Consider the following 23,874-nt stretch of genomic DNA (forward strand, 5'->3'; position numbering starts at 1 on the left):
CAGGTTTTGAGACGAGCACCGGTACGGGACGCTGGCTGCGGAAGCTGGCGTTTCGTCCGGATTCTTATTTCAAACCCTTTTGCCAACGCGCTATGCAAGAGAAAGGTAGCATCTCGATTCATACCGAGAATATCTTCCCCATCATCAAGAAGTTTCTCTACTCCGACCACGAAATCTTCCTGCGGGAGCTGGTTTCCAACGCCGTAGACGCCACCCAGAAGCTCAAGAGCCTGGGGCAGCTGGGAGAGTTCAAAGGGGAGCTGGGCGAACTGAAAGTGAAGGTGAGCGTGGACAAGGAAGCCCGCACCATCACCATTTCGGACCGCGGCCTGGGCATGACGGCCGAGGAAATCAAGAAGTACATCAACCAGATTGCCTTCTCCGGCGCCACCGAGTTTGTGGAGCAGTACAAAGAGAAGGACACGGCTGCTAAAGACCAGATTATCGGGCAGTTCGGTTTGGGCTTCTACTCGGCTTTCATGGTGGCCGACAACGTCGAAATCTTCTCCAAGAGCTACAAGGACGACACCGAAGGTGCCCATTGGACCTGCGACGGTAGCACCGAGTTCAGCCTCGAAACCACCGACAAAGCCGACCGCGGCACCGACGTGGTGCTGCACGTAGCCGCTGATTCCGACGAGTTCTTGGAAGCGGCCCGCCTGCGCACCATCCTCACCAAGTACTGCAAGTTCCTGCCCATCGAAATCGAGTTCGAAGGTGAGGTTATCAACCAGACCCAGCCGATCTGGGCCAAGCAGCCGGCCGAGCTGACCGACGAGGACTACACCAAGTTCTACCAGGAGCTGTACCCCTTCTCGGAGCCCCCGCTGTTCTGGATTCACCTCAACGTAGACTATCCGTTCAACCTGACCGGTATTCTCTACTTCCCTAAGGTGAAGGACGAGCTGCAGTTCTCCCGCAACAAGATTCAGCTCTACTCGCGCCAGGTATTCATCACCGACGAGGTAAAGGATGTAGTGCCCGAGTTCCTGATGTTGCTCCACGGCGTGATTGACTCGCCCGATATTCCACTGAACGTGTCGCGCAGCTTCCTGCAGGCCGACGCGGCAGTGAAGAAAATCAACACCTACATTACCAAGAAGGTAGCCGACAAGCTTGCTGAGCTCTACCGCAAGGACCGCACGGGCTTCGAGGAGAAGTGGTCGGACATTGGGCTGTTCGTGAAGTACGGCATGCTCTCCGATGACAAGTTCTACGACAAGGCCAAGGACTTCGTGCTGCTGCAGAACACGGCTGGCAAGTTCTTTACCCTGAGCGAGTACCAGGAGTTTGTGCAGGCCAACCAGAAGGATAAAAACGAGCAGACCGTGGTGCTCTACACCACCGATGCCGAAACCCAGCACAGCTTCGTGCAGGCCGCCCTCGACCGGGGCTACGACGTGCTCAAGCTCGATGCAGTGCTCGACTCCCACTTCATCGGGCAGCTGGAGCAGAAGCTGGAGAAAGTCACCTTCAAGCGCGTGGACGCCGATACCATCGGCAAGCTCATCGAGAAGGACGAGACCATCGAGAGCGTACTGAGCACCGAGGATAAGACCAAGCTGCAGGAGCTTTTCACCAAGGCCATCAGCAACCCGAGCATGAACGTGCAGGTGGAGGCCCTCTCGCCCCAGGATGCGCCGGTCATTATCACCGTGCCCGAGTTTATGCGCCGCATGAAGGACATGCAGCGTGCCGGTGGGGGAGGAGGCATGCAGATGTTTGGCTCCCTGCCCGATACCTACACCGTGAGCGTGAATGCCAACCACCCCGTAGCCCAGCGCGTGCTCAGCACCGATGACGAAGCCAGCCAGAAACTGGCCCGCCAGGCTTTCGATTTGGCCTTGCTGGCGCAGGGTTTGCTGAAAGGCGAAGCCCTGACAGCCTTCGTGAAGCGTAGCGCCGACCTGCTGACGGCGTAGCGGCGAGATGGTGAGAATGGTGAGTTTGTCGTGCAAGCGTTGTCATTCAACCTTTCCATAGCAGCAACAGAAAACGGCTCCGGTGGCATTTGCTGCCGGAGCCGTTTTCCATTTCTGGAGTCAGCAGAACGTCAGGCTCCATATTTCACCAGCGTACCCCCTACGCCGCCGGGGCACTAAATCCCTATATCTTTACGTTCGACCCTAAGAATTCTGTCAGCTTTGTTGATGCGCCTACTTCGGTTTTCCTTTCTGCCTCTTTTGCTCACCCTGACCCTGCTCATAGTAGGAGCCTGCAGCAAAAAGACGGTTTCCTTTAATAGTAAGCCCGAGCAGCCGGCCCTGGCCCTTATGCCGGACTCGCTGACCAACAGCCGGGATACGACCAACGCTCCTTCCTTGGACACCAAACGCGTGGCCATGACCAAGGAGCAGGAGCGGGCTGCTAAAGAGAAGGAAAAGGCTGGTCAGCGTAAGCCCAAGAAGAAAAAGAACGTTTTCCTGGGCGAGAAGATCAAAAAGAGCTTCACCAAGTCGGGACCCAAGGGCCGCAACCAGATCATTGAGCAGTTTTACTACCTCAAGACCTTCCAGAAGCCCAACGAGTACGCTCCCGCTCTGTACTACTTCAACCCCAAGAAGCGTAAGATCTTCAAGTCGACGGCTGAGCTGAACCCCGCTACCGACAAGGTGCTACACGGGCCCTACAAAAAGCTGCAGGGTGGCAAGGTGGTCGAAACGGGCTACTTTGCCCTGGGCACCCGCCATCTGCGGTGGGAGCGGCTCAATAAGGACAACGAGCTGCTAACCAAGACCCACTACGAAATGGGCTTCCCGCGCGACGCGGCCGTGACGTACTATGACGCTGAGCGTAAGAAGATAAAGGAGGTTATTCCCTACGTGGCCGGCAAAGTAGAAGGCGACTACGTGCGCTACCTCGAAAACGGGCAGCGCGACTGGGACGGGCAGTTTGAGAACGGCAAGAAAGTGGGCGTCTGGACCAAGTACTGGGGCTTCCGCAACCGCCGCCGCTTCGAGTATCAGTACGGCGAATCCGGCTACGACCCGGAAGTGGCCGAGCCCGAGCTGATAAAGGAATACAACCGCAACTCGGTGCTGGTCTACGACAAGGAAAAGGGCATCGACAAGCGCGACGCCGTATCTGACCGGCCCGGTGCCAAGCGCTAACTCGTCTATGACTGCCAGCTAAGCACAAAGCCTATCCATCAAGGATGGGCTTTTTTGTGGAGTTAAGTCCCTAGTAAAAAGCGTCCTGGAAGTGCTCAACCCGAAACCCGGTGCTGCTGGGCGTCAGGGCCACGATGTCGAAGCGGATGTCGCCGTGCCAGTCGGTTTCGAGCTGAAACTGCTCGGCAGCCAGCCGAAACAGCTGGCGTTTGCGTTCCGTCACGAACTCCTCCGGAAAACCATACTGAGTCGAGGAACGGGTTTTAACTTCCACGAACACCAGCAGATCGGGGCCGTGCTGCGCAATCAGGTCTACCTCGGCCCGGCGGTGGCGGTACCCCTGCCGGAGCACCGCGTAGCCCAAGCTCGTCAGGAAGGCACTGGCTGCCGTTTCTCCGGCCTGTCCGAGCTCGTGCGCCGCGTGGGTCATAGGGTGGGTAGTTACAGTCAGCCGATTGGGGTTGGGTCTAAATCTAGTACCTTTGCGCGCTTTCCGTAGTAGTTCTTTGCGGAAACTGCCGCAGCTGGTTAAGCTCGGTCATGAGCGAAAGCTCAGCCTTTTAGCCCGCCCGGCAGCCGTAGAAAGCAGCGCAGAGCAGTCCGTCGTTTGGCCATTCCCTGAGTTGATTATGTCCCAATACAGTTCCTGCACTACATCAGCTCCCAACCCGGCTCCGGCAGCCGTGGCTGCTACCCCAGTAGTAGCCGGCCGGCAGGTAGAGGTTCGTAACCTGGGCTTGGCCGATTACGAAACGACCTGGGCGTACCAGGAAGAGCTGCTGGCGTCTACGCTGGCCATCAAAAGCCGCAACCGACAGGCCCAGGAAGAAGGTCGTGCCCCCGAGCCCACGCCCAATTACCTGCTGCTTTGCCAGCACCCGCACGTGTACACCCTGGGCAAAAGCGGCAAGCCCGAACACCTGCTGCTCGATGAGGCCGGCTTGGCCCAGCACGGCGCTACTTTTCACCGCATCAACCGCGGCGGCGACATCACCTACCACGGCCCTGGTCAGCTGGTAGGCTACCCGATTCTCGACCTAGAAAACTTCTTCACCGACATTCACCGCTACCTGCGCCTGCTGGAAGAAGCCGTTATCCTGACCCTGGCCGACTACGGTCTGGCCGCGGGCCGCATTGCCGGGCTTACCGGCGTCTGGCTCGACTTTGAAGAAGGTGCTGCTAACCCCCGTAAAATCTGCGCCATGGGCGTCAAGTGCAGCCGCTGGGTTACCATGCACGGCTTTGCTTTCAACATCAACTCCGACCTTTCGTATTTCGGCTATATCGTGCCCTGCGGTATCACCGATAAAGCCGTGACTTCGCTGCAGCAGGAGCTGGGCCGTGCCGTGCCCTTGCCGGAAGTAGAACAGCGGCTGGTAGGTTATCTGGCGCACGTCTTCGGGGCTGAATTCCTTGTTGCCTAATCCATGAAAGAGCATATTTCATTCGACCCAGTAGAGGGTGTTTCCATTGCCATTGCTCCCGACGAAACTGTAGCTACAGAGGAAGGTACGACGGCCTGGCAGGTGTACCTGCTCAACCACAACCCTTATCCGCTGAGCAATGTCATCGTCAGTTCCAACGGCTACGGCATCCAGAGCGACGGGGAAAGCGTACGCACCTCTACTTTGCGTCACGTTATCCTGGAGGTGGAGCCCCACACGGCTGTACCTATCGAGCCCATCGACCCGGCCTTGTTTCACCTCAATAACCAGTATTGGGTAAGCTACTACCGGGGTTCCCAGATTTTCGACAAGAAGTTCATCTTCGTCCCCGATTCTATCGTTGCCGCCAACCTGATTCACATTGCTTTGCTAAACCGCGAAGGCGTCCTGCACAGCTAACTTCTATTTGCAGACAGCGAGGAGAGAAGAATCCTGGCTATTTGCTTAATTTTGAGCCGATACGTGATGAATGCACTCGGAATTCAGTTGGGGTTGTCCTTCCTATGGGCATTTTTGGTAGCACTCTTTGCCGTGCCATCCATTATCTATATTGCCCACCTGAAGAACATGCTGGATACGCCCAACGTGCGTACCGTGCATGAGTCGCTAACGCCCCGGCTAGGTGGCGTAGCCGTTTTTGCGGGCTTTATGTCGGCCCTCACCATCTTCGCCGACCTCAGCAACGGAATTCAACAGCTGCTGGCGGGCTGCATCGTGTTGTTTTTCGTGGGTCTGAAAGACGATTTGGTCAGCATCTCCGTCTCCAAGAAGTTTGTAGGCCAGCTACTGGCTACCGGTGTGGTCATGATTATGGCCGATATCCGTGTAACCAGCTTCCAGGGCATCCTGGGAGTACATGAGCTGCCCATTGGCATTAGCTATGCCTTCACGTTCCTGGCCATTGTCGGCATCACCAACGCCATCAACCTCATCGATGGACTCGACGGCCTGGCTGGTACTATCGTGCTGATTATCACCAGCACTTACGGCTACTATTTTGCGCGTTACGGTGGGGCTAGCTACGGCAACTACGTGTTTGTTTCCATCTGCCTGATTGGCGGCATGCTGGGCTTCCTGCGCTATAACTTTCACCGGGCCAGCATCTTTATGGGTGACACTGGCTCGTTGGTCTGCGGCTTTATCGTGTCCATTCTCACTATTCAGTTCATTGAGATGGGTCTGAAAGTGGGTGGCCCATTTGCTACCTCGTCGCCGGCCGTAGCCATTGGCATCCTCTTCGTGCCGCTCTTCGATACGCTGCGGGTGTTTATCGTCCGCATGATGGCCGGCCGCTCGCCCTTCTCCCCCGACAAGAACCACGTTCACCACCGGATTCTGGCTATGGGCTTCCAGCAAATCAGCACCGTTATGCTGCTCGGCCTGCTCAATCTGGTTGTGATTCTGTTTGTCATCAACTTCGCGGCGCTAGGGAATATGCTGTTAATCGGTGCTCTCGTCGGCTTCTCCGTGCTGATCAGCATCTTCCTGGGTGTTTACCAGAGCCGAAGTGCCCAGCAGCGCGTCGCATCCTAATTCTATCAGTACACGCCGCAATGGCTAGGCCAAGCTTCTATCAACAGGTACGTTGGCTGCTGGGGCTGCTACTAATGCTGGGCTGGTCAGCCTCACTCGCCGCCGAGTACCGGCCCCTGCCGCCCGCGGCCAAAGGGGGCTTATCCACCGATTGGTTGATTCACGATGCGGCCCACAACCGTCTGGTGCTATACCTGCCCGACTACCACAGCCCGGCGCTGGCGTATTACCAGTGGGTTTCTATCCGGCCCAACCGGCCCTTTACCATCAGCTTTGCTGCTCCTAAGGGGCTAAGCGTCTTCCTAGATAACCGGCTGGTTTTCTCGGCTGCTTCCTCCGCATCATATACCCTGGATGTAGCCAAATTACTGCCGGCCGGAACGGGCTCAGGTCCCCATTTGCTTTGCGTGTGGCACCCTGAAACGCCCCCTAACCTGACCACTTTTACCAATGCTCTGCCTGCAGTGCGTGCTACCGACAAGAGTCCCGCTGGTCCGGTAACGGTACAGCCGCTTCCCCGCGGCCATCAGGGGCAAAACGTTTTTCTGTGCTTTCTGCTGCTCATTGGCTTGCTCTACGGCAGCATCCGCTCGGCCTATCAACCCGGCTTTGCCCGCATCTACCACTTCGAAGGACTCTGGGGTAAACCAGCTAACGACCAGGATTTTCTCACCAAGCCCACTGTCACTTGGCTGAACCTGCTGCTGGTCATGGTATTCTCCCTGTCCTTTGCCCTGCTGCTGGTGGCTATTCATACCAATATTCAGAGCATCATCATTCTGCGGCGCCTGTTCGACGTGCCCGAGTCAGCTATTGTTGTGCGGGTGCTCTTTTACGCCACCTTGATTGCCGCCTTCGTGCTAGGCAAATACCTGTTTCTGGAAGTAATGGGCTACATCTTCGATGTGACCGAACTGGTGATGGTGCAGTACCGCGAGTTTATGCGGACCATCCTGTTTATGGGCCTTTTCCTGCCCGGGGTCATGCTGCTTTACCTCGGACTGAACCAGACTTTGCCCGAAACTGTCCTGTGGGTATCCAATGGGGTGGTTTCCTTGATGTTGATTGGTACCGTTATCCGGATTGGACGCACCCTGCACCGGCGTGCGTCTTTACTAAATCTGCATTTGTTTTCGTACCTTTGCGCCACAGAAGTGATTCCCTTAATCATTCTGCTAAAACTGATTGTATTCACTTACTAATCGTGCTGTAGCAGAAGCTCTTCTATTACCCCAACGCCGCCTTATTGCCTTAGATTTACTCTTTCTTTTACCCTATGGCCGAGAGCACAGACAAACCGGGGACGGGCCGTCACGCCAAGCGCATCTCCAGCATTCTGGTTACCCAGCCTAAACCCGCAACCGACGTTTCCCCCTACTTCAGCATTGCTGAGAAGTATGGCATTAAAGTCGATTTCCGCGAGTTTATCCAGGTGGACCCAGTTTCCTATAAGGATTTTCGCAAGGAGAAAATCAATATTGCGGAGCACACGGCGGTAATCTTCACCAGCCGCAACGCAGTAGACCACTTCTTCCGCATTTGCCAGGAAGCCAAGCTGGAAATGCCCGCCGAGATGAAGTATTTCTGCATTTCGGAGCAAACCGCTAACTACCTGCAGAAGTACATTGTGCTCCGAAAGCGTAAGCTATTTGTCGGCCAGCGCACTGCCGCTGATCTTTTTGACGTAATCAAAAAGCATAAGGGTGAGAAGTTTCTGTACCCCTGCTCGGATATCCGTAAAGACGATATCCCTGAGTTTATGCGGGCCAATAACTTCAAATTCACGGAGGCCGTCATCTACCACACCGTCGCCAGCGACCTGTCCGACTTGTCGGATGTGAAGTACGACTGCATTGCTTTCTTCAGCCCCTCCGGTATTAGCTCGCTCTTCATCAACTTTCCCGACTTCGAGCAAAACGGAACCCGTATCGCGGCCTTTGGTCCCACGACGGCTAAAGCCGTGTTGGATGCTGGCTTAGAGTTAGATATTGAGGCCCCGCAGCCTAATGCCCCGTCCATGACGGGAGCTATTGAAGCCTATATTCGCCTGCATCATGGACCTGATGTGGGAAAAGAAAAAAGTAAAAGCGGCAAACAAAACGCTTAGCACGTAAAATAAGCGGAAGGGCACTAAAATGCTCTTCCGCTTGTTTTTTTATAGAGGTTTGTAGAGGAGGGTTTTTTCCATACATTTGGAAATACCTACGTTGGCCAACCCAAGCCCTAACAGGCCACAAATCAATCAGTTCTATGAAGAGAACTTTACTTTCTATCCTGCTGACCACAGCAATTTCGGCTACTGCGCTTGCCCAGCAGCAGCCCCAGTTTAGCCATTACGGCTTTAATGGGATGTATCTGAACCCCGCTTATGCAGGTATCAAGGGCAGGGCGAAATTACTACGTTGGGCCGTTATCAATACTTGGGTTATAACGCAACGTTTGACGACGGTGGGTCTCCCCAGACCTACACACTTAGTGCCTCACTGCCAGTAGCGGCTATTGGCGGCGGCGTAGGCCTTAGCCTGTTCCGCGACAAAATAGCCCAGTCAAGCATTACGAACGTGCAACTGTCTTACTCTAAACACCTGAAGGTGGGAGAGGGTCGATTGGGTATTGGGGTGCAGGGTATCTTCAATCACCTGAGCAAAGGTGTATACCGGCCAGCCGATGAGCGTCCTGATGGAAGCGTGCCGCGGGAAGGATCGGACCAGAAGTTTGATGCGGGCGTAGGAGTGTGGTACGAGTCAGACAAGCTCTACGCTGGCTTGAGTACCAACAACCTGTTGCGCTCAGAATACCGCTTTAAAAGCGAAGGTGGAACCAACAGCGCTAAGGTAATCGGTGAAAATCACGCATATCTGACGGCTGGTTACAATATTGAGGCCTCGGCCTCCGTTATTGTTACCCCCACAGTTCTGGTGAAGATGGTATTGCCCGGGAAGTTTGGTGACAACAATAAATTCAGTTTGAAGAACAACTCGTACGAAGGTGGTGTTCGGGCTACGCTCAATGATAAGTTCTGGGGTGGAGTAAGTTACCGGTACGATGAGTCCATTACTGGCTTATTGGGCATGAGCTTTGCTAAGGACAATGCTTTGCGCTTCGGCTACGCATTCGACTTTATTGCATTTAACCAAGCTGCACGTGCATTCAGCTCTCACGAGATTATGCTTTCGTACCGGTTACCAAAGCCTGGTCCCACTACACGTCCAGCTATCCGCACTCCCGATACAGCTTCTGATTTTAGGGGGCTCTTTCTAGATTGTTGAGTTGTTGGTTGTGTGCATGGGTAATTTGCAGGGCTTTTACACTAACTCTTTGCTTACCATCGTTTAACCGGTATCTGTCCCGGTTCGTAGACAAAAGGCAAGCATTGGGCGACAGGCTTGCGAGCGAATGTAATATTCGCTAGATTTGCCGGATCGTTAAATTGTAATCTTAGGGTATCGCCGCCTGAACAGTCTTTTTTTCCTTAACATGAACAAGTTTCTCGTATTGCCTCTCGTAGCCCTGTCGGCGCTGTTTCTGGGAGGCTGTGGTTTCGGCAAAGGACCGCAAGGCGATTTGGTCGGAGCGGAGGACCGCCCCGAGTTCAATCCGCAGGAAGTTCCTTTTGGCATGGTACCCTGCCCCGGCGGAACCTTCCACATGGGTCAAACCGACCAAGACATTTCGGCTTCCATGGTTAACATGAACAAGCAGGTGACTATCGCCGGCTTCTACATGGATGAGACGGAAATTACCAACAATGAGTATCGTCAATTTATGAACGCCATTCGGCAGGACTCTATTGATGTGCTCGGCGAGGAGTATGTAATGACAGAGCTCTACCCCGATACTACGGTATGGGTCCGGGACTTCACCTACCACATGGGTGACCCCCTGATGGAGTATTACTACACTCACCCTGCTTTTGATGACTACCCGGTAGTTGGTGTTGACTGGTTCGCGGCTAAGTATTTCTGCAACTGGCGCACCAAGAATAAGAATGCTGCTAACGCGGAGGCGGGCTTGGCTCCTACGCCAAACTTCCGCTTGCCTTCCGAGGCTGAATGGGAGTACGCTGCTCGTGGTGGTCGTGACCTTGCTACATACCCTTGGGGTGGCCCTTACCTGCGCAACTCGAAAGGCTGCATGTTGGCAAATTTTAAGCCGGGCCGTGGTGACTACGCCAGCGATGGTTACGCTTACACCGCCCCCGTAGGGGCCTTCTTCCCGAACGATTTTGGCCTGTACGATATGTCGGGCAACGTGTCGGAGTGGTGTGATGATGCTTACATGGAAGCTTCAGTACCGGTGGTATGGGACATGAACCCAACCAACCCCGACGACAACGAGCCCCGCAAAGTAGTACGTGGCGGTTCGTGGAAAGACATCTCTTATTTCCTGGAAACTGGTACTCGTAACTTTGAGTACCAAGATTCCGCGCGCTCCTACATTGGTTTCCGCACGGCTATGATCCAAATCGGATCAGCTCTTTAGGAAAACTTAATACTCGCATCCCCCCTCGGTTTTACATCATCACACAACAAATTTTCCAATTCAAATTCAAATGGCAGCAAAAGGCGGTAGTTTCCTGTATGACGTGGTTATGCCCAAGGTGTACGGCATCGGGCCGCAGTCGTAATCGTCGGGGCTTTGTTTAAAATTCAGCACTGGGATGGCGCTAGCGAAATGCTTATCGTTGGTCTCGGCACTGAAGCATTGATTTTCTTACTTAGTGCGTTCCAGCCTGCTTCACACGAGCCAGATTGGTCGTTGGTTTACCCTGAACTGAGCGAAGGATATGATCCTTCTACCGGAAGCAAAAGCTTCTCTACTTCGGACAACAATAGCATGGGTTTGACCAAGAAATTGGATGACATGCTAAAGGATGCCAACGTGACGCCAGAGGCTATTTCTTCTTTGGGTGCTGGTTTGAACCGTCTGTCGACGACCACGCAGCAACTCTCTTCGCTGGGTGATGCTACTAACGCTACCGAAGAGTACACCACAAAGGTTCGTTCGGCTGCTCAGTCGCTGGAGCGCATCAACGAAGCGTATTCGCAAACGGCTCAGGCTATTGGCGCAATGTCTGAAGCTACTTCTGATGCTCGCGAGTACCACCTGCAGGTGCAGAACGTAACCAAAAACTTGGGCGCTCTGAATGCAGTGTACGAAATGGAGCTGCAGGATGCTAACACGCACCTGAAGTCCATGAACAAATTCTATGGCACTCTGAGCCAGGCTATGGAGAACCTGACCGAAGCTGGCAAAGAAACCGACCAGTTCAAGCAGGAAGTAACTCAGTTGACCAGCAACCTGGGTTCGTTGAACCGGGTGTATGGCAACATGCTCAACGCTATGCGTGCTACCAGCTAATCATAGCGTAGCAAAAGTTTCCGTCCAACACATATAGATTAGGCACGACACGATGGCGGGAGGAAAAGAAACTCCAAGGCAGAAGATGATTGGCATGATGTACTTGGTACTGACTGCACTTCTGGCCCTTCAAGTAAACTCAGCAATTCTACTCAAGTTCAAGTTCCTCGATGACAGCCTTTCTGCAATCAACGATAAGGTTTCGAAGTCGAACGACGGTACGGTAAAAGGTATCCAGGCCCAGGTCGAGAAAAACCATGGTCAACCCCGCGATTTAGCTATCCTGAAAGAAAGCGAAGAGATTCGCAAATCCACTCAGGAGATGGTTGCCTACCTAGGTACTGTACGCGAAAAACTCTTGGCTGCCACTGAAAATACTGGCAAAAACGAGTTTAAAAATATGAGTGCCGAAGACAAGGTGGCTAGCACCATGCTTGGCGGCAAAAAAGACGGCGTTGCCTATGAGATGAAGAATAAGCTGAATGCCTATTCTTCTTACATCGGCAAATATGTTCCAGGTATTGCTCCTTTGGCACTCGATGCCAAGGACGATCCAATGGTTACAGACAAAGAGCAGCGTAACAAGAACTTTGCTGAGCTGAACTTTGAAAATACTCCGGTAGTAGCAGCTTTGGCTACGTTGGCTCAAAAAGAAGCTGAAGTTCTGAAGTACGAGTCGGATGCTCTGGCTGCTCAGTCAGCTAAAGTTGGTGGTACTATCATTGTATTCGACAAAGTTGGTGCTTTCGCTAGCGCAGAGTCGAACACGGTAGCTGCCGGCACTAAGTACAAAGCTGAGCTATTTTTGACGGCTTCGGCGACTGGCCTGAAGCCCTCGATGACCTTGAACGGCAGCCCGCTGACAGTTGGTCCCGATGGCAAAGGTAAAGTGGAGTTCACCGCTCGCCCTGGCTCTTTTGACGCTGCTGGCAACGCCAAAGCCCAGTGGACTGGCACGATCCGCTTTAAGCAGAACGGCCGCGACACTACCTTTAAGGTTACGGTTCCTTACACGGTAACCAAGCCTGTAATGCAGATTCAATCGGCTTCGGTCCAGGCTCTGTATTTCAAGTGTGGCAACAAGCTGAGCGTACAGGTACCCGCTCTGGGCGCCCAATACAAGCCTAGCTTCTCGGCGTCAGGTGCTTCGGTTATTTCTGGTTCAAAAACTGGTGACGTAACCCTAATTCCTAACTCGCGCGAAGTAACTCTGAGCGTGAGCAGCAGCGGCAATGCCATTGGTTCGCAAACCTTCCAGGTTCGTCCAATTCCTAAGCCCGAGATTAAGTGCATCGTTGGTGGCCGCGAGGCTAACGAGAAGCAAGGCACGCCTATCACGGCAGTTCGCAACATGAGCTTGAAGGCTGTGCCGGATGCTGGTTTTGCTACCTTCCTGCCAGAGGATGCTCGTTACCGCGTAACGCGCTACGAAGTAACTCTGGTACGTGGTAAGCGCCCTGCCATTCCAACTCGTACCATCAACGGTCCTGAGGCTAACCTGAGTGATGTTGTAAACTCGGCCCGTGAAGGTGACCGTCTCTACATCGAAGTGAAAGAAGTTCGTCGTTTGAACTTCCAGGATCAGCAGGAAGAAGTAAACGTAGCGAAGCAGTTCAATATTCCGTTGCTGTAAGCGTTATTCTTCTGAACTAACCGCAGCGCTTTTTTGATTACCACGGTATGAACAAATTCCTCTCCTTCGCCGCTTTGGCGGCCAGCCTGACGCTGTCGGTCTCAGCATCGGCTCAGGAACAAGCTACGACCGCCAGCAGCAACGGCTCGTATCGCCCGATTCCTAACTCGGACATTATGTTCCGGAAAACGATCTGGCGTGCGGTTGACCTTCGCGAAAAGCAGAACAAGCCAATGTTCTCGGAGGGCAAAGAAATTAGCCGGGTGATTCTGGAAGCCGTTAAGCGCGGTGAGCTTCAAGCTTATCGCAATGACTCTTTGACTTCTACCTTTACCGGTCCGGAAGTATCGAGCCGGATGTCATATGTAGAAGCTAGTGCAGGCTTAAGCGAAGAAGAAAAAGCGGCTGGTTTTAGCGAAGAAAGCACCGATGACGACTGGGGCGCTCCTAAGACCAAAGGTAAAAAAGGCAAAACTGCCTCCAAGCCTAAGGCCCCTGCCGCACCACCAAGCTACGAGTACCGCTACAAGGACTTGTACCAGATGGAATTGAAAGAGGATATGATCTTTGACAAGAAACGGTCACGGATGTATCACGACATCAAAACCGTTACGTTGCTGGTTCCTTCCACGCTAAGCTCGAACGTATCGGGTATTGAAACTCCAATTGGCACGTTCAAGTACAGCGACTTGGTGCGCGTGTTCCGAGCTAACCCCGATAAGGCTATCTGGTTTAACTCGCAAAATGATGCCCAGCACAAGAACTTGGCTGACGCTTTTGAACTGTGGCTGTTCAACTCGTATATCGTGAAGGTTTCTAACCCAAACGACTCGCGTTTGGACGAAGTATACGGCGGGCCGCAGCAGGGTATCCTGGCTGCCCAGCAGGCTGCTTCGGACCTCATCGAGTATGAGTACAACCTTTGGAGCTTCTAATAGCTTACTAATTACCAAAAAGGCCCGGCGCATGCGCCGGGCCTTTTTGTTTGTCTAAGAATTTGGCGACTATTCTACCGCGAGACCAGGCTCAGTGGCCTCCTGCTCACTAAAGTAAGTGAGCAGAATACGAGCTTTAGCCTTACCTACTTCTTCAATCAATTGCGCTTCGGTTAACTCTTTAATCTTCTTTACTGACTTGAACTTAGTCAGCAGTTTCTCGGCAGTAACCGGGCCCAGGCCCTTCACGTCCGTTAGCTCTGTTTTGAGCGTGGCGGCGTCGCGGCGGCTACGGTGGAAGGTGATGCCAAAACGGTGTACTTCGTCACGCATGCGCTGAAAAAGACGTAAGGACTCGCTCTTCTTGTCAATGTAAAGCGGCAAAGGGTCGTTGGGTACGTAAATTTCTTCCAAGCGCTTGGCGATGCCGATGACCGGTATTTGGCCCCACAGATTCAGATCCTTCAATGCCTTGACGGCCATGCTGAGTTGACCTTTTCCTCCGTCGACAATAACAAGCTGGGGCAGCGAGGCACCTTCATCCACTAAGCGGCGGTAGCGGCGGGTTACAACTTCGTACATCGAGTCGAAGTCGTTGGGGCCTACTACAGTTTTGATGTGATAGTGGCGGTAGTCCTTCTTGCTGGGCTTGGCGTTGCGGAAACACACCATAGCAGCTACCGGATTGTCGCCTTGGAAGTTGGAGTTGTCGAAGCACTCGATGTGCTTAGGAAGCTCCGTAAGACGCAAATCTTTCTTGATGGTTTCCATGATACGGACCTCGTTCAGGTCTTTCGACCGGTCGTTCATGCTCTCCTTCTCCTTGCGCAGATACATGACGTTCTTGATAGAAAGCTCCAACAGCTTCCGCTTATCACCGATTTGAGGAACGGTGACTGTGGCGTTTGCAATCGGCAATTCCGGTAAGGCTACGTTGACTAGCACTTCCCGTGACTGGCTTTCAAACTCCTCCCGCATCTGCATGATCATGGGAGCTAGAATCTCAGCATCGGTTTCGTCGAGCTTCTTCTGCACTTCCACCGACTGCGTGAGAATAATAGCGCCATTCATCACCTTCAGGTAGTTGATAAAGGCACTTTTCTCGTTGGCGGCAATGCTGAAGACGTCGATATTGGACAAGGAGGCATTTACTACCGTCGACTTGGCCTGGAACTCGTCGAGCCGGTCGAGCTTCTGCTTGAAGGAGTGAGCCAGCTCAAACTGCTGGTCCTGGGCGGCGGCCATCATCTTCTCTTTGAAGTAGGCCTTGGGTACGCTCAGGTTGCCGCTGAGAATGTTACGGATCTGCTGGATGTTCTGGTTGTAAACTTCCTCCTCAACTAACCCCTCGCAGGGCCCTTTGCAATTGCCCAGGTGGTATTCCAGACAAACTTTGAACTTGCCCGCTGCCACGTTTTCGGGCGAAAGGTTATAAGTGCAGGTGCGCAACGGATACAAGGCCCGAATCAGCTCCAGCAGGATGTTCATGGCCGTGAGGTTGGCATACGGGCCATAGTAGCGGGAGCCGTCGTTGATTTTCTTGCGTGTGGGAAGCAGGCGGGGAAAACGCTCGTTGGTCAGGCACAAGTAGGGGTAGGTTTTGCCGTCCTTGAGCAGGATGTTGTACTTGGGCTGATTCTGCTTGATGAGGTTGTTCTCCAGCAGAAACGCGTCCGATTCACTGTCGACAATGGTAAACTCGATGCGCTTGATATTGCGCACCAGCTGCTGGGTCTTCTTGTTGTGGTCCTGCTTGTTGAAGTAGCTGCTGACCCGCTTACGAATGTCAATGGCTTTGCCAACGTAGATAATACCTTCGTCGTCAAAGAATTTGTAGATGCCGGGCCGGTGAGGAAGGTGCCGGATTTGTTCTTGCAGATGGTCTTTAGCAGCCATAGGGAAATAAGACGGAGGCGGAGTACGGATTTAACTCATAAAACAAAGCAGAGGTTGGGATAATTCGGTCAAACAAGTTTAGCCGAGGCTATATTCTAAAACACAAAGTGGCAGACGAAAACCGCCTGCCACTTTGTGTTCGTGCCCTTGAGGATCTTTAGACCAGGTTTAAATATCTTCCTCGTCGATGTCTTGCAAGTCGGTTTGGTTGAGCTTCTGGTCGTAAGGAATTGTGTCGCGCTGCCCGCCGTAGTAGCGGCTGCAGTCGATTTCGATGGACAGCGGCTGCTCGGGTTTGGGGAAGGGACTAGTGCTGACGCCGATGCTTTTATCGGCGTATACCTTGCGCATGAACAGGCCGTAGATGGGCAATGCTGCCCGCGCCCCCTGGCCGTAGGAGCCATTGCGGAAGTGGATGCTCCGGTCTTCGCCGCCTACCCACATACCACACACCAGGTCCGGAGTGATGCCCATAAACCAAGCGTCGGAGTAGTTGCTGGTGGTACCGGTTTTGGCTCCGATTTCGTAGGGAAACTTAAAGCCAGTTTTCAGGATAACCGAAGTGCCACCTTGCTCCGTGGTGGATGCCTGTAGCATATAAGTCATTAGGTAGGCCGTTTCCTCACTAAGGGCCTCGCGCGTCTGGGGTACGAACTCCCGCAGTACGTTGCCATTCTTGTCCTCGATGCGCGTCACCATCATCGGAGCCGTCCACACGCCCTTATTCACGAAGGTGCTGTAGGCCCCGCTCAATTCGTAGATGCTCACGTCGCTGGAGCCGAACCCTACGGCTGGTACGGCTTCGATAGGGAGGTAATACCAAGGCGCTTGGCGTACGATACCACCGTTTCGGGACCTAGCTTTTGCACCAGCCAGGCCGTAATCGAGTTCATAGACCGCGCCAGGGCCTGGCGGATGGTAAACGTGCGGCCGGAGAAGCCACCCTCAAAGTTTTTAGGCGTGTAAGGTGCACGGCCCGCTACGGCGGGGAAAGTCGTGGCTACGTCGGGACGCTGGTAGCAGGGTGAGTAACCCTGGTCGATAGCGGCGGTGTAGACGATAGGCTTAAAGGTGGAGCCTGGCTGCCGCTTGCCCTGCTTCACGTGGTCGTACTTGAAGTACTTGAAGTTGGTGCCGCCCACCCAGGCCTTAATTTGCCCGTTGAGCGGGTTCATGGCCATAAAGCCGGAGTGCAAGTAGCGCTTGTAGTAGGCCAGCGAATCGAGCGGCGACATCATAACCTCTTTCTCGCCCTGCCAGGAGAAAACCATCATCTTGTACTTCTTCTTCAGATAGTAGTTGATGGAATCTTTGTTGCCGTCGAAGCGGTTTTCCAGGGAACGGTACCGCTCCGTGCGCTTGATGGCAGTTTGCAAGAAGTTGGGAATGATTTTACCGTTCTCGTCGCGCCAGGGCAACTGTCCTTTCCAGTGCGCATCAAACATCTTCTGCTGCTGCTTCATGTGCTCAGCCACGGCCGACTCCGCGTACTTCTGCATCCGCGAATCGATGGTCGTGTAGATTTTCAGGCCATCAGCATACAGGTCGTGGTCAGTTTCCTTGGCCCACTGCAGCAGCGACTTGCTAACCTCGGCCCGGAAGTAAGGGGCAATACCCTTGTTGGAGTTTTCGACGCTGTAGTGCAGCACAATGGGCTTGGCAGCCGCCACAGCGTGCTCTTCGGGCGTGATGTAGTTGTACTTGCGCATCTGGTAGAGCACCCAGTTGCGGCGGGTTTTGGCCTGCTCAGGGTTCTGCACCGGGCTGTAGCGGGAGGGAGCATTGAGCACCCCCACCATCAGCGCCGACTCTTCCAGGTTCAGGTTTTTCGGCGACTTATTAAAGAACGTCTTGGCCGCTACGTTAATACCGAAGGCGTTAGAGCCAAAGTCGTTGGTATTAAGGTACATGCGCATGATTTCGCGCTTGGTGTAGCTGCGCTCCAGGCGCACGGCCATAATCCACTCCTTGGTTTTGATGATGAGCATGCGCAGCCCCGGCACGTCGTTCAGGGTGCCGTCGTTTAGGTCGCCGCGGGTGCGGAACAGCACCTTGGCCAGCTGCTGGGTGAGCGTACTCGAGCCGCGGCTGCGTCCGGTGGCCACGTAGTAAGGAATGGCAAACAGACCCTTAAAGTCGATGCCGGAGTGGCCCTCGAAGCGCACGTCTTCCGTGGCAATCAAAGCATCAATCAGGTTCTGGGGCAGGTCTTCGTAGTCGACGGGCGTACGGTTTTCCCGGAAGTACTTGCCCATGAGTACGCCATCGGCCGAGTAGATTTCGGACGCCAACTCACTTTTGGGGTTTTCCAGCGTTTTCAGGTTGGGCATGCGCCCAAACAGGTTCAGGAAATTGACGCTGACGGCCAGGATGTACAGAATCAGGCCTAGTACACCGCCTCCGAATAAAAACCAGAGCGTGCGGGTTAGGCCGGTAAAACGACCCGGTCGTTGGGGTTTGCGGGTGGTCTTGGGCTTGGTGGCGGGGTAAGCCATGTATGCAATCAGAATGATGAATGATGAATTCCGGCCTGAGCTGAGCCTGTCATGCAGAGCAATTCATACTCCGAAATTCACGATTCAGAATTATTTGTAAGTCTTCTCGTAGAAGCGCAGGTACTCCTCCACATCCTTGCTTTGCAGCAGCAGCGGGAGGTTATCAATACCGATAATGAGGGTTTGGTAACCCGCACCCCGCAATTTGCTCAGCGGCGACTGAGGCCCGCGTAGCTTCAGAGCATAGTTCTGCGCCACTTTCGCGCCGGGCAGGGACTGTACTACTACCAAGTCCATATTGTCGCCGAGCAGTACTGGCTGTACCTGCAGGTTGTTGGCGCGGTAGAAGCGGTTGTTGTAGGTAACTAACTGAGCCGGCAGGCCCTGGGCAGGAGCCGCTCCTTTCGGGAAAGTCAGCACCACTGCGTGCCCGGCCGTCAAGTTGGTGGCATACGGCGTGGCAGGCTTCTCGGGACAGGAGGTGGGGAAGTAGGTGCCGGGGGCGTATTGGTTGGCGCTGGCGTAGTGGCCGGGGCCGGCGTGACGGGGGCTGCGGTAGCCGGAGGGGTAGTAGCCGGAGTAGTAGAAGCAGCGGCAGCCGCGGCGGCAGCGGCTATTTCTCTTTTGCTCAGAACCTTCTTTCGGGCGGCAGGCTTAGTGGGCGTGGCTTTAGTTTCGGGAGCTGGTGCTGCCGGAGTTGGTATGGCTGGGGTAGGGGTGGTAGCATCTGGAGCCGGCACTGCCGGAACCGGAGCTTTGGTAGGCGGCTCAGATTTGACCGGGGCCGGCGGGGGCGTTATCAAAGACGCCGGCGTTTCGTCGGGAGCATAGAATATCCGCATTCGGTTTTCTACCTCGCCCGGCCGGAACATCGACACCGCCGGCTTGTCGGTTGAGGCTAGGGCCCCGGCAATCTGGCCTTCTTCGTAGCGCTTATAGCTGGCCAGCAACTCCTTTGCCTGCCCGTTGAGGGGACTCTCGGGATATTCTTTCAAAAATTTCTCTACGGCTGGCTTGGCTGCTGCCGGAGGCTGGGTCCGGATAACCAGTAGGGTGCTCAAGTAAGCCACCCGGTCGTTCAGGTCACTTACCGGGGTTTGCTTTTTGGTGCGGGCCAGCACGGCGGTAGCCTTCTTAAACTCCTGCTTCTTGTAGAAAGCAAAGGCTGAGTCGAGCTGAATGGCCACTTTCTCATTGGCCAGCGAGGCACGCCGCAGATACTCCGGGTCGGCCACAAGGCGGGCATACGACGAGTTGGGATACTCCTGGCGCAGGCGCTGGGCATAAGCCTCAGCCTTGGGGTCGTTCTGTTCCTTATAAGTCAGGTAGAGGCTGTAGAAAACCTCCGGAGAGTGCTTGCTCTGCGGAAAACGGGCCACCAGCTTCTCATAGGTTTCGGCGGCGCGGGCCGGCTCTTTCAGCTGCTGCCCATAGATAGCGCCCAGGGCAAACAGGGCCTCTTCCACTTGCTTCTGGGAAGCCTGCAGCTGAGCTTCGGTCAGGGGCAGGTTCTGGCGGTAGGTAGCAGCCAGTAGGCGGGCCTGGGTGGCCGGGTCTGCGGCAGCAGAAAGCGTAGCATCCCCCACCGGGTTAACCCGCGTGCTGCTCCCGCCCGCAATAGTCAGGGGTACGTTGCCGCCCTGGGCGGTAGCCGGCGAAGATGAAATCTGGCTGCTGGTACGCCAGTTGTCCTGCAACTGCCGGTCGCCCCAGCGGCGGACGAACTCAGCCTTGGCCGTGCTTAGCGCGGTCGGGTTGTCGAAGTAAAAGAGTGCGCCACCGGCGCCGTTGGCCAAGGCTAGCGGGTCCACGTTCGACTCGCCGGGCCGTAGGGCACTGACGCCGCTGGCTGCCTGCTGCTCCATCCGGGCGGTGCGCTCCTGCTGCGCTGCTATCCGGTCGGCTTCCTGCTTACGGGCTGTTATTTCGGCTGTGGCAAAAGTCAGCAGCTGGGTGCGCAGCGCGGCCGAGTCCAGCCGGGCCAGAGCCTGCAGACTATCCTGGGTTTCAACGGTGGTAATCTGCTTGGCAAACTCCCGCAGGATGTCGCTGCGCTCAGCGGTGGCGGCATATTCGGGAGCCGCCCGGTCCATGTTCTGCACGGTGCTGTCGTAGTAGGCGGCTGCCAGCCGGTACTTCTGCAGGTTCTCGTAGTAGATGCGGCCCGAAAGCAGAAAGGTGTAGGCTTTCTGAGCCCGGTTGGTGCTATTAGCCCGCGCCGCTTTACGCAGCAGGGCCAGGGACTTGTCGTACTGCTGCTGCCGGTATTCCAGCCGCGCCATTTCGTAGTATATCTTGTCGGTATATTCCTTGTTCTTGGTATCCTTGAGCAGCTTGGCGAAGTACTTGTCCAGGCGGGCCCGGTCCGTGGCGTTCAAATCCGAAACCTGGCCCAGCATCAGCTTCGAGAAGAAGTCGAGCTCATAGGGCGGGTTCTTCTTCAGAATCCTGTTCAGCTGCGCGTACGCTTCCTTGTCCTGCCCGCCGGCCTGGTAGAGCTGGGCCAGAATGTAGCGCGTGCGTGACTGTTCATTCTTGGGCGAGATATAGGGAGTGGCCTTTTCGAGGTTGACGATGGCCTGTTTCTGGTCGCCGGTAAGCAAGAAGTACTCGGCCCGAGTCAGAAACAGCTCCCGGGCATTCTGCTCCACGCCTTGTTCCTTATCGAGCAGGTCCGATACGGCCGCGGCATTTTCGTATTCCTTCAGGGCCAGAAACGTGCGCATCAACCAGATCAGCGCCTCGTGCTTGGCATTAGGATCCTTGCTGGTCGTGTTGACGTACTTAAAGGTCTTGCCCGCGTCCTCGTACTCCTTCTTATAATAGCGTGCCTTGCCGATAACCAGGTAGCTGTCATCGGTCCAGTCGGAGCCGGGGCGGTGCTGAATCGGGAGGGAGGCCTTCTTGATGATATCGTCCAGGTCGGCCGTCACCCGGCCCACCGTTGCGTCATCCAGGGTTGGAAACAGCGGCAGCACCCGGTTATAATCGTTGACGCGGGCCTGATATAAGGTAGCCTCGGTGGCGCGCAGCTTCTCGCGGGCCAGGAAAAAGCCGTTGTCGCGGGCCACGATGTTCTCGTAGGTGCGGCCTACCACGGACTTACGTTCCGAAGAGCAGGCAGCCACGCCCAGCAGCAGGGCAACCGGGGCAATAAGCAGGCGGAAAAGCGGATACTTTGTCAAAGCAGATAGTAGAGTCGAGGCCTGGGGTAGCAGATTCAAACGCGCAGTCTCCGCCGATTCGTTCGCTCCGGCAGCCTGCGCTGCTTCTACAACGCAGCACTTTGGGTAAAATTACGGTTTTTCCGTAGCCCCCACCGTTTGCTTGCGTATCTGGCAGCATATCGGCTGTCAGTGCCCGGAAAATCAATACTTTCGCACCCCAAACCTGCTTCCGTCATGGCCGCTGCTTCTCCCTCACCCCAAGACCCCAACGAAACCGACCGGCTCCGGGCGTTTGCCAAGTATTCCGGGCTCGGCTTTCAGATGCTGGCTATAATAGGAGTGTGTGCCTGGGGAGGCGTAAAGCTCGACGAGTATTTCCACAACGACAAGCCCTGGTACACCATCGGCCTGATGGTATTCGGCCTGATTGCCGCCACCTACCAGGTTATCCGCTCCCTTTCCCGCAACGAATAGAATTTCCAGCTGTGCAGTTTCTTCGCAACTTTTTGATTTTCTGCGCCATTATCTGGGCCATCATGTATGGCTTGCAGATGCAGTTCGGCGCCACTGTCATTCATCCGCTGGCCTACTACATTCTGGGCTTCTTTGCCGTACTCACCGGCGTCACCTACTGGCTGACGGCAGTGCTGCTCAAGGCCAATCCCGACGGGTTTATGGTCGCCTTCTTCGGGGCATGGTGCTGCGGCTCCTTCTGTCGCTGACGCTGGTGCTGGTCTTCCTCTATAAAGGTGGCGGCAAGCAGGGCCACGGGACCTGGACATTTCTCGGGAGCTTCTTCTTAATGTATTTCTTATTTGCCGGGTTTGAAATCTGGAGCATCCTGAGTAACTTGCGCCCGTTTTCAAAACCGGGTGAAAGCCAATTGTGAAGGTTTTGTGAGCAACAACCTAACCCTCTTTGAATGAAGCGTTTACTGATAGCTCTCTTTTGCATTCTTTCGCTTCCTGTGTTTGCCAACGAACCCGCCGCAACACAGGCCGAAGCTACCGACAAGGAGGCCTTCAGCCCCGGGGAGATGATTCTGCACCATATCGGGGACGCTCACGAATGGCATTTCGCCACCCTCGGCGACGAAGAACACGGTACGCACCTCACGCTGCCGCTGCCCGTTATTGCTTATCAACCGGCCAAGGGCCTGAGTGTTTTCTCTTCCTCGCAGCTGGCCCACGGCCAGGCCTACAATGGCCTGAAGCTGGAGCATGAGCATCTCGTGGCCGAAGACGGCGGCAAGGTATACGATTTCTCGATTACCAAAAACGTAGCCTCGCTTATTCTGAGCGGTATTATTCTGCTGCTCGTGTTTACGGCCGTGGCCCGTGGCTACCGCAAAAACCACGGCGGTGCGCCCCGCGGTGTCCAGTCGTTCTTTGAGCCCATCGTAGTTTTCATCCGCGACGAGGTAGCCAAGAAGTCTATCGGACCGAAGTATGAGCGCTACATGCCGTATTTGCTGACCATCTTCTTCTTTATCTGGTTCAACAACCTGCTGGGGTTGATGCCCGGTGCTGCCAACCTCACCGGCAACATTGCCGTGACGATGACCCTGGCGCTGCTGACGCTGATTATCACGCTGGCCAGTTCCAACAAGAACTACTGGGCCCACATCTTCGCTACGCCCGGCGTACCGAAGCCCCTGCTGATTATCATGATTCCGGTAGAACTCGTCGGCGTGGTGGTAAAGCCCTTCTCCCTGATGATTCGTTTGTTCGCCAACATCACGGCCGGCCACATTGTAATCCTGAGCTTCATTTCGCTCATCTTCATCTTCCAGAGCATCTTCATCAGCCCCGTGACCCTGGCCTTTGGCCTGTTCATCAACATACTGGAGCTGCTGGTTGCCATTCTGCAGGCTTACATCTTCACCCTGCTCACGGCCATGTACATTGGCGGCGCAGTGGAAGAACACCACGATGCCGACTACCAGATGGGCGGTGGCGACGGTGCCGAGCAGGCCCACGCCCACTAGTCTTCCTTCCCTCATTTTTTGTTTTTCACTCCCCACTAATTCTTTTTTATGCTTCTTTCTCTCTTGTTGCAGGCTATTACTAATTCGGCAGGTCTGGCTGTATTTGGTGCAGCTATCGGTGCCGGTCTGGTTGCTCTGGGCGTAGGTCTGGGTATCGGTCGTATTGGTGGTAGCGCTATGGAGGCCATCGGCCGCCAGCCAGAAGCTTCCGGCAAAATTCAAACGGCAATGCTGATCGTAGCAGCTCTGATCGAAGGTCTGGGTCTGTTCGCCGTAGTAGTCTGCTTGCTGATTTCGTTCAACCTCTAGAGC

At 54.8% G+C, this 23,874-nt stretch carries 20 protein-coding genes and 2 pseudogenes; 17 read left to right on the forward strand and 5 right to left on the reverse strand.

The features are described 5' to 3' along the window. The first annotated feature begins 92 nt into the window (after positions 1-92). Positions 93-1,922, forward strand: coding sequence for a molecular chaperone HtpG (htpG, locus tag MUN79_RS07070; protein WP_244677029.1), 1,830 nt, complete (start codon positions 93-95; stop codon positions 1,920-1,922). A gap of 228 nt (positions 1,923-2,150) precedes the next feature. Then, entirely contained in the window at positions 2,151-3,110 is a 960-nt protein-coding gene (locus tag MUN79_RS07075; protein WP_244677030.1) for a toxin-antitoxin system YwqK family antitoxin, read from the forward strand. Positions 3,111-3,180: 70 nt separating this feature from the next. On the opposite strand, the gene MUN79_RS07080 is transcribed toward MUN79_RS07075, so the two are convergent. Beyond that, positions 3,181-3,540: a YraN family protein gene (locus MUN79_RS07080; protein WP_244677031.1), complete on the reverse strand. Its 360-nt coding sequence runs from the start codon at positions 3,538-3,540 to the stop codon at positions 3,181-3,183. A 199-nt stretch (positions 3,541-3,739) separates the two neighbouring features. Between MUN79_RS07080 and lipB the strand changes: the two genes are divergently transcribed. From lipB to porN, 10 genes and pseudogenes are all read left to right on the forward strand, one after another. After that, entirely contained in the window at positions 3,740-4,534 is a 795-nt protein-coding gene (lipB, locus tag MUN79_RS07085) for a lipoyl(octanoyl) transferase LipB (RefSeq protein ID WP_244677032.1), read from the forward strand. A gap of 3 nt (positions 4,535-4,537) precedes the next feature. Further along, positions 4,538-4,954: a hypothetical protein gene (locus MUN79_RS07090; RefSeq protein WP_244677033.1), complete on the forward strand. Its 417-nt coding sequence runs from the start codon at positions 4,538-4,540 to the stop codon at positions 4,952-4,954. 114 nt (positions 4,955-5,068) lie between these two features. After that, positions 5,069-6,088 (forward strand): MraY family glycosyltransferase, encoded by a 1,020-nt coding sequence (locus MUN79_RS07095; RefSeq protein ID WP_244677034.1) that lies wholly within the window; start codon positions 5,069-5,071, stop codon positions 6,086-6,088. Between the two features lie 74 nt (positions 6,089-6,162). Then, a complete protein-coding gene (locus MUN79_RS07100; RefSeq protein ID WP_244677035.1) occupies positions 6,163-7,290 on the forward strand; it encodes a DUF4271 domain-containing protein in 1,128 nt (375 codons plus the stop codon). 74 nt (positions 7,291-7,364) lie between these two features. Then, positions 7,365-8,195 carry a uroporphyrinogen-III synthase gene (locus MUN79_RS07105; protein ID WP_244677036.1) on the forward strand — a complete coding sequence of 277 codons (831 nt, stop codon included), beginning with the start codon at positions 7,365-7,367 and terminating at the stop codon, positions 8,193-8,195. Positions 8,196-8,437: 242 nt separating this feature from the next. Next, positions 8,438-9,357, forward strand: a pseudogene (locus MUN79_RS07110) (PorP/SprF family type IX secretion system membrane protein). A gap of 208 nt (positions 9,358-9,565) precedes the next feature. Further along, a complete protein-coding gene (gene porK, locus MUN79_RS07115; protein ID WP_135396255.1) occupies positions 9,566-10,570 on the forward strand; it encodes a T9SS ring complex lipoprotein PorK/GldK in 1,005 nt (334 codons plus the stop codon). A 192-nt stretch (positions 10,571-10,762) separates the two neighbouring features. Next, positions 10,763-11,449, forward strand: a complete 687-nt coding sequence (porL, locus tag MUN79_RS07120) for a type IX secretion system motor protein PorL/GldL (protein ID WP_311136758.1) — start codon at positions 10,763-10,765, stop codon at positions 11,447-11,449. A gap of 52 nt (positions 11,450-11,501) precedes the next feature. Next, complete coding sequence (porM, locus tag MUN79_RS07125) at positions 11,502-13,082, forward strand: type IX secretion system motor protein PorM/GldM (RefSeq protein ID WP_262923002.1); 1,581 nt, start codon at positions 11,502-11,504, stop codon at positions 13,080-13,082. Positions 13,083-13,129: 47 nt separating this feature from the next. Then, entirely contained in the window at positions 13,130-14,017 is an 888-nt protein-coding gene (gene porN, locus MUN79_RS07130) for a type IX secretion system ring subunit PorN/GldN (RefSeq protein ID WP_244677038.1), read from the forward strand. A gap of 69 nt (positions 14,018-14,086) precedes the next feature. On the opposite strand, the gene uvrC is transcribed toward porN, so the two are convergent. From uvrC to porW, 4 genes and pseudogenes are all read right to left on the reverse strand, one after another. Beyond that, positions 14,087-15,913 (reverse strand): excinuclease ABC subunit UvrC, encoded by a 1,827-nt coding sequence (gene uvrC, locus MUN79_RS07135; RefSeq protein WP_244677039.1) that lies wholly within the window; start codon positions 15,911-15,913, stop codon positions 14,087-14,089. Positions 15,914-16,081: 168 nt separating this feature from the next. Then, positions 16,082-18,408 (reverse strand): annotated as a pseudogene (locus MUN79_RS07140) (penicillin-binding protein 1A). Between the two features lie 90 nt (positions 18,409-18,498). Then, positions 18,499-18,849: a hypothetical protein gene (locus MUN79_RS07145; protein WP_244677040.1), complete on the reverse strand. Its 351-nt coding sequence runs from the start codon at positions 18,847-18,849 to the stop codon at positions 18,499-18,501. Continuing rightward, a complete protein-coding gene (gene porW / locus MUN79_RS07150) occupies positions 18,846-21,593 on the reverse strand; it encodes a type IX secretion system periplasmic lipoprotein PorW/SprE (RefSeq protein ID WP_244677041.1) in 2,748 nt (915 codons plus the stop codon). The genes MUN79_RS07145 and porW overlap by 4 nt, the downstream gene beginning before the upstream one ends. Positions 21,594-21,809: 216 nt before the next feature. On the opposite strand from porW, the gene MUN79_RS07155 reads away from it, so the two are divergent. The 5 genes from MUN79_RS07155 to atpE are packed head-to-tail and all read left to right on the forward strand — an operon-like array spanning position 21,810 to position 23,871. Then, positions 21,810-22,049: an AtpZ/AtpI family protein gene (locus tag MUN79_RS07155; protein WP_244677042.1), complete on the forward strand. Its 240-nt coding sequence runs from the start codon at positions 21,810-21,812 to the stop codon at positions 22,047-22,049. A gap of 11 nt (positions 22,050-22,060) precedes the next feature. Next, complete coding sequence (locus MUN79_RS07160; protein ID WP_244677043.1) at positions 22,061-22,297, forward strand: hypothetical protein; 237 nt, start codon at positions 22,061-22,063, stop codon at positions 22,295-22,297. After that, a complete protein-coding gene (locus tag MUN79_RS07165) occupies positions 22,270-22,464 on the forward strand; it encodes a hypothetical protein (protein WP_244677044.1) in 195 nt (64 codons plus the stop codon). The genes MUN79_RS07160 and MUN79_RS07165 overlap by 28 nt, the downstream gene beginning before the upstream one ends. Before the next feature lie 33 nt (positions 22,465-22,497). Continuing rightward, positions 22,498-23,562, forward strand: a complete 1,065-nt coding sequence (gene atpB / locus MUN79_RS07170; RefSeq protein WP_244677045.1) for a F0F1 ATP synthase subunit A — start codon at positions 22,498-22,500, stop codon at positions 23,560-23,562. Between the two features lie 48 nt (positions 23,563-23,610). Beyond that, a complete protein-coding gene (gene atpE / locus MUN79_RS07175) occupies positions 23,611-23,871 on the forward strand; it encodes an ATP synthase F0 subunit C (RefSeq protein ID WP_244677046.1) in 261 nt (86 codons plus the stop codon). Positions 23,872-23,874 lie beyond the last annotated feature (3 nt).

The sequence above is a fragment of the Hymenobacter cellulosilyticus genome (assembly GCF_022919215.1).
GTDB lineage: Bacteria > Bacteroidota > Bacteroidia > Cytophagales > Hymenobacteraceae > Hymenobacter > Hymenobacter cellulosilyticus.

What these genes read in the sequence shown, in the direction of transcription:
- MUN79_RS07105 (WP_244677036.1), top strand. Translation starts at nt 7,365, where the DNA reads ATGGCCGAGAGCACAGACAAACCGGGGACGGGCCGTCACGCCAAGCGC.
- MUN79_RS07155 (WP_244677042.1), top strand. Translation starts at nt 21,810, where the DNA reads ATGGCCGCTGCTTCTCCCTCACCCCAAGACCCCAACGAAACCGACCGG.
- MUN79_RS07100 (WP_244677035.1), top strand. Translation starts at nt 6,163, where the DNA reads ATGCTGGGCTGGTCAGCCTCACTCGCCGCCGAGTACCGGCCCCTGCCG.
- uvrC (WP_244677039.1), bottom strand. Translation starts at nt 15,913, where the DNA reads ATGGCTGCTAAAGACCATCTGCAAGAACAAATCCGGCACCTTCCTCAC.
- MUN79_RS07075 (WP_244677030.1), top strand. Translation starts at nt 2,151, where the DNA reads ATGCGCCTACTTCGGTTTTCCTTTCTGCCTCTTTTGCTCACCCTGACC.
- porN (WP_244677038.1), top strand. Translation starts at nt 13,130, where the DNA reads ATGAACAAATTCCTCTCCTTCGCCGCTTTGGCGGCCAGCCTGACGCTG.
- MUN79_RS07090 (WP_244677033.1), top strand. Translation starts at nt 4,538, where the DNA reads ATGAAAGAGCATATTTCATTCGACCCAGTAGAGGGTGTTTCCATTGCC.
- atpB (WP_244677045.1), top strand. Translation starts at nt 22,498, where the DNA reads ATGAAGCGTTTACTGATAGCTCTCTTTTGCATTCTTTCGCTTCCTGTG.
- lipB (WP_244677032.1), top strand. Translation starts at nt 3,740, where the DNA reads ATGTCCCAATACAGTTCCTGCACTACATCAGCTCCCAACCCGGCTCCG.
- porL (WP_311136758.1), top strand. Translation starts at nt 10,763, where the DNA reads ATGCTTATCGTTGGTCTCGGCACTGAAGCATTGATTTTCTTACTTAGT.
- atpE (WP_244677046.1), top strand. Translation starts at nt 23,611, where the DNA reads ATGCTTCTTTCTCTCTTGTTGCAGGCTATTACTAATTCGGCAGGTCTG.
- porM (WP_262923002.1), top strand. Translation starts at nt 11,502, where the DNA reads ATGGCGGGAGGAAAAGAAACTCCAAGGCAGAAGATGATTGGCATGATG.
- porK (WP_135396255.1), top strand. Translation starts at nt 9,566, where the DNA reads ATGAACAAGTTTCTCGTATTGCCTCTCGTAGCCCTGTCGGCGCTGTTT.
- MUN79_RS07165 (WP_244677044.1), top strand. Translation starts at nt 22,270, where the DNA reads ATGGTGCTGCGGCTCCTTCTGTCGCTGACGCTGGTGCTGGTCTTCCTC.
- htpG (WP_244677029.1), top strand. Translation starts at nt 93, where the DNA reads ATGCAAGAGAAAGGTAGCATCTCGATTCATACCGAGAATATCTTCCCC.
- MUN79_RS07080 (WP_244677031.1), bottom strand. Translation starts at nt 3,540, where the DNA reads ATGACCCACGCGGCGCACGAGCTCGGACAGGCCGGAGAAACGGCAGCC.